Source organism: Corynebacterium sp. LaCa_205, from assembly GCF_057458085.1.
Map to the genome: position 1 here is coordinate 1,574,025 of NZ_CP190931.1, position 14,367 is coordinate 1,588,391.

General features: G+C 60.5%; 16 protein-coding genes. 7 read left to right on the top strand and 9 right to left on the bottom strand.

Annotated elements, in window-relative coordinates; genetic code table 11:
• Positions 1–4 precede the first annotated feature (4 nt).
• Genes hisB through hisD form a run of 3 tightly spaced genes read right to left on the bottom strand, consistent with a single transcriptional unit; the run spans position 5 to position 3,045 of the window.
• Positions 5–607, bottom strand: a complete 603-nt coding sequence (gene hisB / locus ACP8J1_RS07620) for an imidazoleglycerol-phosphate dehydratase HisB (RefSeq protein ID WP_023021246.1) — start codon at positions 605–607, stop codon at positions 5–7.
• Positions 604–1,734, bottom strand: a complete 1,131-nt coding sequence (locus ACP8J1_RS07625) for a histidinol-phosphate transaminase (protein ID WP_023021245.1) — start codon at positions 1,732–1,734, stop codon at positions 604–606. Before ACP8J1_RS07625 ends, hisB begins: the two co-directional genes overlap by 4 nt.
• Positions 1,735–3,045, bottom strand: coding sequence for a histidinol dehydrogenase (gene hisD, locus ACP8J1_RS07630; RefSeq protein WP_023021244.1), 1,311 nt, complete (start codon positions 3,043–3,045; stop codon positions 1,735–1,737).
• A 126-nt stretch (positions 3,046–3,171) separates the two neighbouring features.
• Here hisD and ACP8J1_RS07635 point away from each other — a divergent pair, with 126 nt between their 5' ends.
• Positions 3,172–4,068 carry a type III secretion system chaperone family protein gene (locus ACP8J1_RS07635; protein WP_023021243.1) on the top strand — a complete coding sequence of 299 codons (897 nt, stop codon included), beginning with the start codon at positions 3,172–3,174 and terminating at the stop codon, positions 4,066–4,068.
• Positions 4,069–4,077: 9 nt separating this feature from the next.
• Here the strand turns inward: ACP8J1_RS07635 and ACP8J1_RS07640 are convergent, their stop codons facing one another.
• Together ACP8J1_RS07640 and ACP8J1_RS07645 are read right to left on the bottom strand one after the other, a co-directional pair.
• Entirely contained in the window at positions 4,078–4,590 is a 513-nt protein-coding gene (locus ACP8J1_RS07640) for a hypothetical protein (RefSeq protein ID WP_232212597.1), read from the bottom strand.
• Complete coding sequence (locus ACP8J1_RS07645) at positions 4,565–5,335, bottom strand: hypothetical protein (RefSeq protein WP_023021241.1); 771 nt, start codon at positions 5,333–5,335, stop codon at positions 4,565–4,567. Before ACP8J1_RS07645 ends, ACP8J1_RS07640 begins: the two co-directional genes overlap by 26 nt.
• A gap of 161 nt (positions 5,336–5,496) precedes the next feature.
• On the opposite strand from ACP8J1_RS07645, the gene ACP8J1_RS07650 reads away from it, so the two are divergent.
• The 5 genes from ACP8J1_RS07650 (at position 5,497) to ACP8J1_RS07670 (ending at position 11,304) form a co-directional block, all read left to right on the top strand.
• Positions 5,497–6,036 (top strand): TetR family transcriptional regulator, encoded by a 540-nt coding sequence (locus ACP8J1_RS07650; RefSeq protein WP_023021240.1) that lies wholly within the window; start codon positions 5,497–5,499, stop codon positions 6,034–6,036.
• Between the two features lie 21 nt (positions 6,037–6,057).
• Positions 6,058–8,256 (top strand): glycogen debranching protein GlgX, encoded by a 2,199-nt coding sequence (gene glgX, locus ACP8J1_RS07655; protein ID WP_232212598.1) that lies wholly within the window; start codon positions 6,058–6,060, stop codon positions 8,254–8,256.
• A 13-nt stretch (positions 8,257–8,269) separates the two neighbouring features.
• Positions 8,270–9,601, top strand: coding sequence for an exonuclease domain-containing protein (locus tag ACP8J1_RS07660; RefSeq protein WP_023021238.1), 1,332 nt, complete (start codon positions 8,270–8,272; stop codon positions 9,599–9,601).
• 76 nt (positions 9,602–9,677) lie between these two features.
• Entirely contained in the window at positions 9,678–10,295 is a 618-nt protein-coding gene (locus ACP8J1_RS07665) for a hypothetical protein (protein ID WP_023021237.1), read from the top strand.
• 10 nt (positions 10,296–10,305) lie between these two features.
• On the top strand, positions 10,306–11,304 hold the full coding sequence (locus ACP8J1_RS07670; RefSeq protein ID WP_023027873.1) for a GTP pyrophosphokinase: 999 nt from the start codon (positions 10,306–10,308) through the stop codon (positions 11,302–11,304).
• A 10-nt stretch (positions 11,305–11,314) separates the two neighbouring features.
• Here the strand turns inward: ACP8J1_RS07670 and ACP8J1_RS07675 are convergent, their stop codons facing one another.
• Genes ACP8J1_RS07675 through ilvA form a run of 4 tightly spaced genes read right to left on the bottom strand, consistent with a single transcriptional unit; the run spans position 11,315 to position 13,856 of the window.
• Complete coding sequence (locus ACP8J1_RS07675; RefSeq protein WP_023021235.1) at positions 11,315–11,704, bottom strand: RNA-binding S4 domain-containing protein; 390 nt, start codon at positions 11,702–11,704, stop codon at positions 11,315–11,317.
• Complete coding sequence (locus ACP8J1_RS07680; protein WP_023021234.1) at positions 11,705–11,947, bottom strand: hypothetical protein; 243 nt, start codon at positions 11,945–11,947, stop codon at positions 11,705–11,707.
• A 2-nt stretch (positions 11,948–11,949) separates the two neighbouring features.
• A complete protein-coding gene (locus ACP8J1_RS07685) occupies positions 11,950–12,588 on the bottom strand; it encodes a YigZ family protein (protein ID WP_023021233.1) in 639 nt (212 codons plus the stop codon).
• Positions 12,588–13,856 carry a threonine ammonia-lyase IlvA gene (gene ilvA, locus ACP8J1_RS07690; protein ID WP_023021232.1) on the bottom strand — a complete coding sequence of 423 codons (1,269 nt, stop codon included), beginning with the start codon at positions 13,854–13,856 and terminating at the stop codon, positions 12,588–12,590. The genes ACP8J1_RS07685 and ilvA overlap by 1 nt, the downstream gene beginning before the upstream one ends.
• Positions 13,857–13,954: 98 nt before the next feature.
• On the opposite strand from ilvA, the gene ACP8J1_RS07695 reads away from it, so the two are divergent.
• On the top strand, positions 13,955–14,359 hold the full coding sequence (locus ACP8J1_RS07695; RefSeq protein WP_023021231.1) for a hypothetical protein: 405 nt from the start codon (positions 13,955–13,957) through the stop codon (positions 14,357–14,359).
• Positions 14,360–14,367 lie beyond the last annotated feature (8 nt).

Here is a 14,367-nt window from a genome sequence, read left to right on the forward strand (position 1 = left end):
CTTTTTAGAGTGCTCCCTTCGTCGAAGGAATTCCAGTCCGACGGGGGTCGGGTTCCACGGCAGCGCGCAGCGCACGCGCCACGGCTTTAAACTCCGCCTCCGTAAGGTGGTGCGGATCGCGCCCATAGCGCACGTTGAGGTGCAGCGTTATCGCAGCGTGGGCAGCAAGCGTTTCAAAAAAGTGGCGGTTAATCACCGTGGCGTAGTGGCCACCAATTATGTGCCACTGCAGGTGCTCTGGCTCGCCGTTCATCACGAAATAAGCGCGGCCAGAAAAATCCACCACCGCTTCAACCAACGTTTCATCCATGGGCAGTAGCTGGGAGCCGAAACGACGAATGCCGGCCTTATCCCCCACTGCTTCCCGCAGTGCGGTACCGAGCACGATGGCGGTATCTTCCACGGTGTGGTGGGCATCGATCTCGGTATCACCCGCTGCCTGCACGGTGAGATCAAAGCTGCCGTGGGTGGCAAACGAGGTCAGCATATGATCGAAAAAGGGCAGGCCGGTGGAAATATCGCTGCGTCCCGTGCCGTCTAGGTCGATGACCACGGAAATCTGCGATTCAGAGGTAGACCGCTGGGCGCGTCCTACACGGTTGCTCATGGTTCGCTCCTTTCTCCTCCGGCCGGATTATCCGCTACTACTGTATCCGCAAGGTCCTCAGCTACTGCCAAAAAGGCCGAGTTTTCTTCCGGCAGGCCCACGGTCATGCGCAGGTGCCCGGCAATCCCGACATCCCGGATGAGTACTTCTTTATCCAAGAACTGCTGCCATACGCGCTGCTGGTCAGCAAAGCGGCCGAAGAAGAGGAAATTGGATTCACTAGGCAGGACCGTATAGCCCAGTTCCCGCAAGCGAGCTGCCACGCGCTCGCGCTCGCTGGCGATCTTTTCCACGGTGGCGAGCGTATCCGCGCTATGGCGCAACGCCACTGTCGCCGCAGCTTGGGAGAGCACAGACAGGTGATACGGAAGTCGCACTAACATGACGGCTTCTACAAAGGCCGGATCTGCCACAAAATAGCCAAGGCGGCCACCGGCGAAGTCGAAGGCCTTGGACATGGTGCGCGAGACCACCAACTTTGTGGGGTATTTATCCAGCAGCGTCACTGCGGAGGGCGAAGAGGAGAATTCGCCGTAGGCTTCATCGACGATGAGGATTCCCGGCGCGGCGTCGGCAAGCGCGGCAATATCGTCCAGACTAGTCACCCCGCCGGTGGGGTTATTCGGCGTTGTCACAAAGATGATATCCGGCTGGTGCCGCGCCACGGCCGCCAGAGCCCGGTCCATGTCTATGCGGAAATCCTCGTCCCGCGGGCACTCCACAAACTGCGTGTAGGTTCCGTCCGCAAGGATGGGGTGCATGGAATAAGACGGCGTAAAGCCGAGCACGCTGCGGCTTGGACCACCAAAGGCCTGTAGAAGCTGCTGCAAAATCTCATTCGATCCGTTCGCCGCCCATACCTGCTCATAATTAACCCCCACCCCGGTCTGTTCGGAAACGTAATGGGCCAAGGCTTTACGCAGCTCTACGGCATCGCGTTCCGGATAGCGATTGAGCGTGGAGGCAAGGCGCTGAGTCTCCGCCACCAAATCAGCAACGAGCGCTGGAGAGGGCGGATAGGGATTTTCATTGGTATTGAGTTGGTAGGCCACAGTGAGTTGCGGCGCACCATAGGCGGACTTGCCGCGCAATTCCTCGCGCAGGGGAAGATCTGTCAATTGCGTCATTTAGTTCTCCTCGAATCGGGCGCGGATTGCTTCGCCGTGGGCAGGCAGCCCCTCAGCCTTAGCAAAGGCGATGACCTGCGGGGCAATTTCTTCCAGCGCAGCTCGGTCATAGTTAATGAGGTTGACCGGCCGCATAAAGGTGTGGGTAGACAGGCCAGCCGAAAAGCGCGCCGTGCCGGAGGTGGGCAGCACGTGATTGGAACCGGCAGCGTAGTCCCCGAGTGGTACAGGGGCGAAGTCCCCCACAAAGATGGCACCAGCGTGTTTAATCCGCTCAGCTACCGTGCCGGGTTCTGCGGTGTGGATCTCCAGGTGCTCGGCAGCATAGGCATTAGCCACCGCAATCGCTGCGTCCAGGGAATCGACCACCACAATGCCGGATTGCTCGCCGCCCAAGGCCGCGGCCGCCCGCTCCGCATTAGCGGTAGCGCCGTAGCGCGCCTCCACCTCCGCGTTCACCCGCTGAGCGAGGCTTTCTGATTCCGTTATAAGCACACTCGCTGCCATCGGATCATGCTCGGCCTGGGAGATAAGGTCATAAGCCACATACACGGGGTTTGCGGTGTCATCGGCGATGATGGCAATTTCGGTCGGACCTGCTTCTGCATCTGTCCCCACTACCCCGCGCACCAAGCGCTTGGCTGCGGTAACGAAAATATTTCCCGGCCCCGTAATCATGTCTACTGGTGCAAGCTCGGCATCATCATCGCCGTAGGCCATCAGCGCAATGGCCTGGCCACCGCCTATAGCCCACACCTCATCTACGCCAAGCATCTGGCACACGGCTAGCACAGTGGGGTGCGGTAGACCACCGAACTCCTTTTGCGGGGGCGAGGCCACCACTAAGCTTTCTGCGCCGGCCGCCTGCGCCGGCACCGCGTTCATGATCACAGACGAGGGATAGACGGCCTTGCCTCCCGGCACGTACAAACCGACGCGCTCGATGGGGCGAAAGACCTCGGTCACCGTGGCGCCCCGAGCCAGTTCGGTGGTATGTGCGGTCGGCTTTTGTTCGAGGTGGACCTTGCGGACGCGCTCAATCGAGGCCTCAATTGCTCGGCGCACCTGCGGGTCTAAGCCAGCGACGGCCTTGTCCAATTCCGCTTGCGGTACCCGCAGGTGGCGCGGGCGCACGCCATCAAAAAGTTCGCTGTAGTCCAGTGCCGCCGCGGCGCCTTCTTGACGGACGCGATGAACCATTGGCGCCACTTTGTCCACTACAGCGGCGACGTCGGTGCCGCCGCGTGGCAGGACTCGCCGCAGCTGGGCAGGGCGCAGCTTTGTGCCGCGCAAATCGATGGTCCGAAGCATTTCCGGCTCCCATTATTCTTATCGGATTTCTATTATTAAACCAATATCCTAATGTCCAAATGCCAGCGAGGGGGCGGGTTTGGACGATAGACTCGGACTCAACACAGCTTTAAGGTGGTGGCAGTGATGAGCGAGAGTGATCCTTCCCTTCTGCTTGCGCATGTCCGCGCCATCGCCCGCGAACATGGCTTGTCCTGCTGGGCGCTACCCTCAGGCGAACTTTTAGTACCCCACTCAGCCGGCGGATCTACCTTCATCTTTATAGACCAACTAGAAGAACCGGTACTCCACCTACACACCAGCCCCCGCGGCGGCGTGGACCTCAGTGAGATATCCGAACTAGCGCATGTGGCCAACGAGTGGAACCACGATTGCCTCTCACCGGCGATAGTGGTTGATTTTGACCAGCCTGAGTGCGTAAGCGTATCCGGTCATAGTTATCTACCGGCGGATAACTCCCCGAGCCGGGAACAGCTCGCGGCGTTTGTCTTACCGGCACTGCGCAATGCCGAGGTCCTCATGGACTTGCTCGCCCAATCCCATCCCGGCCTCGTGCGCGAAGCCTCACCGGAGCTAGACCCGCTTGCCGACGCCCCCTTAGAGCCCTTTACCCTCGATAGCCTGGCCGAAATCCTGCCGCTTATCGGAATCCAACGCTTCCAAAGCGACGGCGCCACGGCTATCTACGCGTGGGTCAATGATGTTCTCTTTTCCTTCGCTTTAGACAACGGCCCCAGCCTTATCATCAAGGGACATTGGGACCCTAGCTTGGAGGAAGCGGAATTTACCCGCCTGTTCCTTATTTGCAATGACTGGAATCGCGCCCATCACGGCGCCGTTGCATATTGCCACCACACCGCCGAAGGCCTGCAGGTGCGGATGGATGCCACCACCATTGCCGCCGCCGGCCTAACGCGGCCCCAACTCTTTAGCGCTATCGGCCGCGGCCTTAAACACATCCTGCACGGAATCGATGACATCGCGCAGGAAGTTACCGGCGCCTCCCCCGTAGAATGGCCCTAGGCGCGCGGCTTACCAATCATCATCGGAACTCACAAAAGCCGTGGACCAGTAGGAAAACATCGCCATAAATGGCGCCACCGCCCAAGAGATGGCCGGGGAGAATTTCGGTGCAAATTCTACGAACTCTCCTGGGTTTTCGGGCGGATGCGTGGCGGTGACCCCGCCAAATACGTAAAACGAGGCCGCGCCTGCCAAGGCGCACACGCCGACCCACAAGAGCATCGACAAGCCCCGCTCTTGCCGTCGCAGATACGCACCCAAGCCCAAGAGCAGTCCGAGTAGGCCGGTAATGAGGGCAAAGGTAATGAAGGCGATGAACTGGGCGCTGCCCATCGCTTCGATGGCATAACCACCATCGTCTACCTCATGGCCGGCAAGCGTCGGACGGAAAAGCCCCCACAGCGCACCTGCCACGCCAAAGACCAAGAGCGCACACGCGAGTAACCCCGCACCAAAACCTAGGGTGCGGGGTAAGCGGCGCTGGGAAAGAGACAATTTAGTTGCAGAAGGTCCAGTTGCCATTCTCGCGACGGAAGCGAACCGTAGAGGTCTCATTGCCCTCAGAGTTGGACACGCTCACGGTTGCAGAAGCATCGTCACCGTTGACCACAATGTCGTTAACAGACTGCAGCTTGGTCGACTGCGGGATGGACTCCAGCTGGCTAGCGAACTTCTCTACCTCACCGTTGCCTCCGCCCTGCTGGCGCATGGTGTTGGCGTACTCAGCGAAGGACTGGTTCGGCAGGCTATCGACGTACTGCTGGTACTGGCCAAACTCCTTGGCCTGGCCTTCACGCACGGCTTGGCAGGCGTGCTGCGGCATGTAGTTGAAGTATTCCTTCACATTATCGATTTCGTGCTGACCGCGGACCAGCTGCTCGATGGCCTGCTTGTCAGCATCATTTGCGTCCTGGCCACCTTCAATCGGCTTGATGTCCTTCGCCCCAGCGAAAGGATCCTCGCCATTATTTAGCGGGTTGGCCATCTGATCTGGGCCCTCGCCGTCTTGGCCCTCTGCACCAGCAGCGCCGTCCTTGTTTTCGCCGTCCTTGTCTTTATCCTTATCCTTGTTTTTGTCCTTGTCCTTATCGGCGTCTTTGTCCTGGGACTTGTCTGCAGACTTATCCTCAGAAGACTTGGAGGCAGTGGTGGCGGCAGCCTTCTTAGAATCGTCGTTGTTGTCATCCGAACCACATGCAGCCAGCGCCAAGGGGGCAACCAGCGCTACTGCGATAAGGGACTTCTTAGCAGGGGTCAAAAAGGACAAGGGAAAACTCCTGAATCAATCTTGCGAATGTGAAGCGCCTTAAGGCAGCTTCTTTTTGTCTTCGCAATACTAACAACACCACGATGGAAATGACATTGATACTCCATTAAAGGAACCTGTGAGCTACCGCCCCGCTAGTCCTAGTCCGTACAATCACCAAGGTGCATATCAATCGCGAGAGTATTATCGACGCCGCTATTTCCTTGCTTGATACCTATGGGCTGGGCGACGTCACCATGCGCCGCGTTGCATCCTCCCTCGGCGTTGCCCCCGGCGCGCTTTACTGGCACATTGCCAATAAACAGGCGCTCATTGCGGCTTTGGCTGAGTACATTATTTCCCCCGTTTCTGGGGAGTCGCTCGAGGAGCTCAGCCTCAGCCTGCGCGATGCGCTACTTGCCCACCGCGACGGCGCTGAGGTAGTCATTGCCGGTCTCTCCCTGCCTCAGGCCCCCGCCTGGGACTACCTCTTATCCGTCTTTTGCTCTGCCGCAGCGCGTGGTGCCTATGAAGCCGACAGTACCCACCGCGCCGCCGCCCTATCGGCTATTCACCTCGTACTCGGTGCCACCTTGATGGAACAGTCCCAACGCCAGCTTGCAGAAACCACCGGCGAGGCTCCTGGCTCTAATTATCGCGACGACCTCCATCGCGGCATTCGTATTATTCACGCTGGGCTTACGCACGGCACTGGAGACTAAAAAGTGGTTATGCTCGTGAGCATGAACACTCCCGCCATGGACGCAGTCCCCACGCCCACCGAGCGCTACGGCCGCCAAATCTGGCCTGGCAAACCTACCCCACTGGGATCCACCTTTGACGGATCCGGCACCAATTTTGCCCTATTTTCTGAGGTTGCAGACAAGGTCGAGCTCTGCCTCATCGACAAAGAAGGCAGTGAAGAGCGCATAGAAATGTCAGAGGTCACCGCCCATGTGTGGCATGTCTACCTCCCCAATGTCACCCCTGGCCAGCGCTATGGCTACCGCGTTTATGGCCCCTATGAACCTGAAAACGGCCTGCGCTGCGATCCTTCCAAGCTCCTCGTAGATCCATATGCCCGCGCCTTCGACGGCGAATTCGACGGCGATGCCTCCCTATATTCCTATGACATCCACGCCGAAGAACCTGGCACCGGCCGCAACGAAGAAGATTCGCTGGGCCACACCATGCTCTCCGTGGTCATCAACCCTTTCTTTGACTGGCGCAGCGACCATCGCCCGCACATTCCAGACAACGAGAAGGTCATTTACGAAACCCACGTCAAGGGCATGACTATGACCCACCCAGACGTGCCGGAAGAACTGCGCGGTACCTACGCCGGCATGGCGCACCCCGCCATCATTGACTACTTCAAGGAGCTCGGCGTCACCACCGTCGAGCTCATGCCCGTCCACCAATTCTTGCAAGACGATCGGCTGCGCAACTTGGGCCTGCGCAACTACTGGGGCTATAACACCTTCGGCTTTTTCGCCCCGCACCATGACTACGCCTATGCCAAAAAGCCAGGCGAGGTGGTCTCCGAATTCAAGACCATGGTCCGTGCCTTCCACGAGGCAGGCATCGAGGTAATCCTCGACGTGGTTTATAACCACACCGCCGAAGGCAACCACATGGGGCCCACCATTGCCTTCCGCGGCATTGACAATGGCGCTTACTATCGCCTCGTCGAAGGCGATGAAGCCCACTACATGGACTACACCGGCACCGGCAATTCCCTCAATGTCCGCAACCCGCACTCGCTGCAACTGATTATGGATTCCCTGCGCTACTGGGTCACCGAGATGCGAGTCGACGGCTTCCGCTTCGACCTGGCGGCGACTTTGGCGCGGGAGCTTGACGACGTCGATAAGCTCGCTACCTTCTTCGACCTTGTCCAACAAGACCCCATTGTCAGCCAGGTCAAGCTCATCGCCGAGCCCTGGGACATTGGCCACGATGGCTACCAGGTAGGCAACTTCCCACCTATTTGGAGCGAATGGAACGGCAAGTACCGCGATACCGTCCGCGATTTCTGGCGCGGTGAGCCCGCTACCCTGGGTGAATTCGCCTCCCGACTGACCGGCTCTTCGGATCTTTATGCCGATAATGACCGCCGCCCCACCGCTTCTATCAACTTCATCACCGCCCACGATGGCTTTACTCTGCGCGACCTCGTGTCCTATAACGACAAGCACAACGAGGCCAATGGCGAGGACAACCGCGACGGCGAGTCCTTCAACCGCTCCTGGAACTGCGGTGAAGAAGGCCCCACCGATAACGAAGAAATTCGCAAGCTGCGCCGCCGCCAGGTGCGCAACTTCCTGACCACTCTCCTACTCTCCCAAGGCACTCCGATGCTCTCGCACGGCGATGAGTTCGGCCGCACCCAAGACGGAAATAATAACGTCTACTGCCAGGACAACGAGCTGGCATGGATGGACTGGTCCATGCTGAAAGAAGAAAAGTCCGCCGCCATGCTGGGATTTACCAAGCGCGTGCTGGCCATTCGCAACCACCACCCCGTATTCCGCCGCAAACGCTTCTTGGCCGGTGGCCCGCTAGGCGCGGATGTAAAAGAACGCGATATCGCCTGGCTGGTCCCCTCTGGTCGCCTGATGACCCAAGACGACTGGGACCACGATTTCGGCCGCGCTCTTATGGTCTACCTCAATGGCAATGCCATCACGGAGACCACCTCCCGCGGCGAACGTATCACCGATGATTCCTTCATCATGATATTCAACTCCCACGACGGCGAAATCGAGTTCACCCTGCCTACCAAGGATCTCGGCGCCACCTGGCGGCTGATGGTCGATACCGCCGATTCCGGCGGCTACCCCGCGGAGGAAACCCTCATTGAGGCAGAGGGTACGATCACGGTGCAACCGCGTTCAACGCTGATCTTGCGTCAGGTTGAGCCGCCCGTTTTTGACTCCTAGAGAAAGGCCCCTCGTGTCATTTCCCGCGCACGGCGTACTCATCGATGTCACAGCGGATAAACTCGTGCTCCACCGCACGCTGCTGGCCACCAGCCTTGGCGCCCCCGCCACGCAGGATATCCCGCTCGATTCCATCGACACTGTGCGCGTGAATGAACCGACCGCCACCGGCTTTGGCGCCCTCGACCTTGGCGCCGCCGGTTCCATCGCTTTCGCCCCGCACCAAGACCCGCAGGCCGTCGCCCGCGCCATCGCCGCCGCCCAGCGCGGCGAGGCCCCCTCCGCCACCGCCACCATCCCGGGGCTCGATTTCACCGCCGTGGATGTAGAAACGGCCAATGATAACTGGGGCTCTATCTGCCAAATCGGCGCGGTTCGCTTCCGCGATGGCCAAGAGACCGACTCCCGTTCCTGGCTGTGCACCCCTCCGCCGGGCCTAGAGCACTTTGCGGATATCAACGTCTCCATCCACGGCATAACCGCGAGCGATGTGGAAGGGGCGCCAGCTTTTGCCGACGTCGCCAAGGAGCTCTTCGACTTCCTCGGCGGCGACGTACTTGTCGCGCACAACGCCCAATTCGATTCCACCGCACTGCGCTCCGGCCTGCTTGCCGCCGGCGCCGAGGTACCCACGGTGCCGCTGGCATGCTCCCTCGCGCTAGCCCGCGACGCCTCTAAAGCCAAGGTAATTTCGGTGCGCAATCACAAGCTGCCCACCGTCGCAGCCCACCTTTCCGCTCCGGATTTTAGCCACCACGACGCCACCGAAGATGCCCGCGCAGCCGGCGAAATCATCGCCCGCTTGGCAGAGCGCTTCGGACACACCGGCAGCATCCGCGATCTATTCACCGCCCGCGAGTTCACCCTTGGCCGCCTCGAGTCCACGGCCGTCCTTCCCGTCCTGCGCGCCCACACGGCCCCGACCTCCGGCGCCGACCTCGGCGCAGGCACCGACTTCCGCGACCAAACCCGTGCGGCCGGCTCGGCAAAAAAGAAGTCCGGTGGCCCCGCCCCCTGGCAGTCTGTCGCCACGCCGGATACTATCCCCGAGCCCAATCCAGACGCTGATCCGGAAGGCGCACTTTATGGCAAGCATGTCACCCTCACCGGTGATTTCGAGCCCTATGACAAGGGGGTGCTGTGGCAGGGCATCGCCGAGCGCGGCGGCCAGGTAGCCAAAAACGTCACCAAAAAGACCACGCTGCTTATCGTGGGCGAATGGGCCAAGAAAACCTCCAAGGAAAAGCGTGCGGAGGAACTGCAGGCCAAGGGCCAAAAAATCGACATCTGGCCGGCCGATAAGCTCTTTGCCGAACTCCAACTCGACGCCGAGCCGCCCTTTTAATTTTCCCGGGAACCAAACGGCGGTTTCTCCAGTCCAATAAAGGCGACTGCACCCTACCCCACTGGAGAGCCCCGTCGTGACCGTCGCCCTGCGTTCGCCGCGTCCTACCACCGCAAACCTGCTGCCTGCCCTCTTTGCCCGTTCCTGGCTGAAAGAACAGCGGCTTTCCGACGACGGCTTTTGCGATTCCCTTGCCACCATCCAGCTCTCCCCCAGCCTGTCCATGGCGCTTGTCTTTCCAGGCAAGCGTAGCTTTCGCCGACTAAGCCACCGCGGCTTGGCAGACATGGACATTTCCACGCGCCGGGCGTGGAACCACGCCTCACATAACCTGCAACGCGCCGCCCTCGATTCGCAGGGACTGCGTTTCTGGACTCGTCCGGCTGCCTGCGAGCTCCCTTCCGCCTCCCACCTCGGGGGCCTACAGGTTCGCTCCCACGGCGCACCGATTTCCTCCTGGATCGCTCACCCAGAAACATTTACTGTGCTGGACAAGCACATGCGCCGCCTCCTGCGTTCGCACTCGCTGACCTACCTTGTCCCAGACTCCGCCACCCTCTTCGTTTTTGCCCGCCTGCCGGACACCTATGCCTGCCAGCTGGCTGCCGATGCCGTCGCGCGCGTGCCCTACCATCGCACCGTGCTCCACCCGCGCCCGCTAGTATGGTCTAACGGATTCCCGCGGGAGTTATGAAAGGAGCACCATGCCAGAAAGTAGGATGTCGCGGCTAAGCAACCAGTACCACGACTGGGCGCGCAACCACCCCACCGCTGCGGGGGACTTCCGCACCGCCATCGAGGATCTCCTCAACGACGCCGGCATCATCTTCGACCGCGTTTCTACCCGCGTCAAGACTTGGCCCTCGCTTAAGGCAAAGGCCAAAAAGCGCCGCGAGAACGGCGATTTTGTCTACCCCCAGCCGTGGCAGGAGATCCACGATGTGATGGGGGTGCGGGTCACGCTGTTTCACTCCACCGCGATTCCAGAAGCGCTGAGCGTTTTTGGTGAATCGTTTAAAGTCGAGCGTTCCGTTGATAAAGCAGCCGAGACCCGCATTTCCGGCGGCTTTGGCTACGGCTCCCACCACCTCGTGCTCACCGTGACCGAAGATAGCGCTGCCGCAATGGAAGAGCTCGCGAACTACGTAGGTTGGACCTTTGAGGTGCAGATTCGCACCGTTCTGCAGCACGCATGGGCGGAGTTTGAACACGATATCCGCTACAAGCAAGGGCCCAACCCACCCTCACCTGAAGTGGACCGCCTCTTTACCTTGGCCGCGGGGCTTATCGAGCTTGCGGACCAGCAATTCGACGAGATTGCTGCACTCAAGGCCCCAGGTACGGAAACCGATCGGGACGTCGAGCTTACCGCCGAGACCCTACCGGGCGTGCTGGCCATTATCCTGGGCAACCGTTTCCCGCTCTCGCGCTCGGAGCACTACCGATTCTTGGCGGAGTTATTGGAGCAAAACGGCGTGCGCCACTTGAGCCAGCTCGAGCAGCTGCTTGACGATACTGCCATTGCCCACGTCCACGACGCCATGCGCTACCGCTTTCGTCCCGGCCAGGTGCGGCTTATCGACGACTTGCTGCTCAACAAATTTGGCAAGCAGCATATCGAGGCCACCGCCGAATCCGGCGACCGCCCGGGCCGCAAGCGTCGGCTTACTGCGCGCCTGAAGGCCTTGCGCGCTGCCCACTAGTTTCGGCTGATTATCGGAAACCGCCGCGGAATTTCTCCATATCGCGTCGTTCCTTCTTCGTCGGTCGGCCCGCCCCGCGTGGGCGCACGGGTACCGACGGCATAAACTCCTTGGGTGGAGGCGGCGGCGCATGGTCCGTGTAGCACGTACGCGCCACGGGTGCGCCCACGCGCTTGGCCACAGTCGCTAAGACCTCAAGGTCATGCTCGTGGTGATTGCGCCACACGCGCACACGGTCGCCCGGCACCACCTGCTGGGAGGGCTTGACAGCCTCGCCATTTATCTTGACATGCCCGGCGCGCACGGCCGTCGCGGCCGCCGAACGGGTCTTAAACATGCGCACGGCCCACACCCAGGCATCAATCCGGACGGGGCGGCCGCTAGGTTGCGGTGCCGGCATCTAATACTGGTTGTGGTTCTCGTTGACGATTTTCTGGATCTTCAGCCAGTTATAGCCGCCACCGACTACGGCGACGATGGCACCCACCAACATCCAGGCCCAGAAACTTGCCGCAGATAGCACGCCCAGCACTGCGCCCACGCCGAGGCCGGCAACCACGCACACAACGGCGTTGCGGGAGTGCTTGCGCACCTGCTGCTTGCGCTGCGCAATGGGGTTATTCGGTCGCTGCTGCATACTCATGTTCAGGATCTTACCTCAACCCACGCGCTGCCAGCTTCTGCCGCCGCGAGCTGGCCCTGTGAGATCGCTGCCAGCGTTGCTTCCAGCTCTTCCAGCCCACCTGGGCGCACGGCCACGGTAAAGGTTACTGCGGCCGCGTAGGCGGTATCGGTTATCTCATAGCCGCGCCCGCGCAGGTCCGCCTCCACCCGCCCGGCAGTTGCATGTGGGCACTCCACGGCATAAAGCTCCCGGCGCGCCCGGGTTACCGCACGCACCTTTTCCATGGCCTCACTCACCGCGCCACCATAGGCATGCACGAGGCCGCCGGCGCCTAACTTGATGCCACCAAAGTAGCGCACTACCACTGCGCAGACATCGAGCATGCCGGAGCCTTTGACCACATCCAGCATGGGTTTTCCGGCAGTGCCGGAGGGCTCGCCATCATCGGAGGAGCGCTCCACCGGGTTTGCGCCGTCGACGTGATAGACGTAGGCGGAGCAATGGTGACGGGCGTCGGGAAAGCGGGTGCGGGCGGCGTCGATAAACGCGCGGGCCTCTTCCTCATTGGTGACGCGACCGATCAAAGTAATAAATCGGGAACGCTTGATTTCAATGTCGTGTTCAACCTGGCCTACGGGGCGACGATAAGAATTTTGCATTAGGCTACGAGGAATTCATACTCGGGGGTGCCGGGCTTGAGGTACTGCACCGAAATCTTGGATTCACCCATGCGTTGCAGCAAGCCGTCGAGGTCCTCGGCGCGGCTAAGCTGCAAGCCTACCAACGCAGCACCAGTTTCCCGGTTATTGCGCTTGAGATACTCAAAGAGTGTGATGTCATCGGTCGGACCCAAAATCTCGTGCAAAAAGTGGCGCAGCTGCCCGGGCTCCTGCGGGAAGTTCACCAGGAAGTAGTGCTTGAGGCCCCGGTGAACTAGGGAGCGCTCCATGATTTCTGCATAGCGCAGCACGTCATTATTGCCGCCTGAAATCACGCATACCACCGTCGAGCCCGGTTTCAGGTCCAGCTGATGCAGGCCCGCCACCGACAATGCACCGGCCGGCTCGGCAATGATGCCCTCATTTTGATACAGGTTGAGCAAGTCCGTGCACACCGCGCCTTCGGACACGGTGTCAAAGCTCAGGCGCTCGCGATTGGCGTCCAAAATCTCATAGGGCAGCGCGCCCAAGCGCTTTACGGCCGCGCCATCAACGAAGGGGTCGACCGCATCCAGCGTGACTGGGCCCCCGTGGTCAAATGCCGCTCTTAGCGACGCCGCCCCTTCCGGCTCCATGCCCACCACCCGAGTATCCGGTGCCATATCCGCCAGATAGGAGGTGATGCCAGAAATCAGGCCACCGCCTCCTACGGGAACGACAACGGCATCGGGCGACTTGCCCTTGGCCGAAAGCTGCGCGAGAACCTCTGCGGCTACGGTGCCCTGCCCGGTGATGGTATCGCGGGCGTCGAAGGGCTCGATGAAGGCGGCGTCGCGCTCGGCGGCGTCGGCATGCGCGGCTGCGGCTGCCTCATCGAAGTTGGAACCAACTACCACCAGTTCTACTTGGTCGCCGCCGTGAACCAGGATGCGGTCGCGCTTTTGCATTGGCGTGGGCTCTGGCACAAAAATCTTGCCGGCGATTCCCATTGTGCGGCAGGCATAAGCCACGCCCTGCGCATGATTGCCGGCCGAGGCCGTAACAATTCCCCGGTGCCGCTGCTCTTGCGGCAGATTCGACATCCCGTTTAACGCGCCACGAATCTTATAGGAGCGCACGTCCTGCAGATCCTCCCGCTTGAGGTAGACCTCGCAGCCCGTCTCGGCCGAAAGCCGGGCGCAATACTGCAGCGGAGTCGGGGCGATTTCCGAGCTAATCCGTGCCTGCGCCTGCTGGATATCGGATGCATGGATGGTCGAATCAGTCATGTCTTGACAGTCTACCCATTCACTGGAAATTCACTGGCCTTTAGTTGCACCGTTACCTACGTAGGCAATAGTGGACATAACCACAAGAAAGGAAATCTATGCTCAAACGCATCTCTCTCTGCGTTACCTCCTCGCTCGTCCTCGCCTGCTCCCCTGCCGCGCATGCCCACGTCGTGGATAACGTGCTGGAGCATTCCGCGCCCACCGCTGCGCTGCAGCTTAACCCCATCGGTTCTCATGAATCGGGTGTGCTGGGCAAATCGGCCGCCGAAATCGTCGCTTATCACGCCGCGTCCCAGCGCATCCTCACCGTCAATGCGCGCTCCGGCGAGGTCGATATCTTAGATGGTTCCGATCCCTCCCACCCGCACAAGATCGGCGCCATCTCCGCCGGTGGTAACAGGGAGATTAACTCTGTGTCCGCGCGCCCCGTTGGCCTGGCCGCCACCGCCGTGGCAGCAGGCCTCGTCGCACCAGCTACAGCTTCTGCCACAGAAGAGTAGCCAAAGCA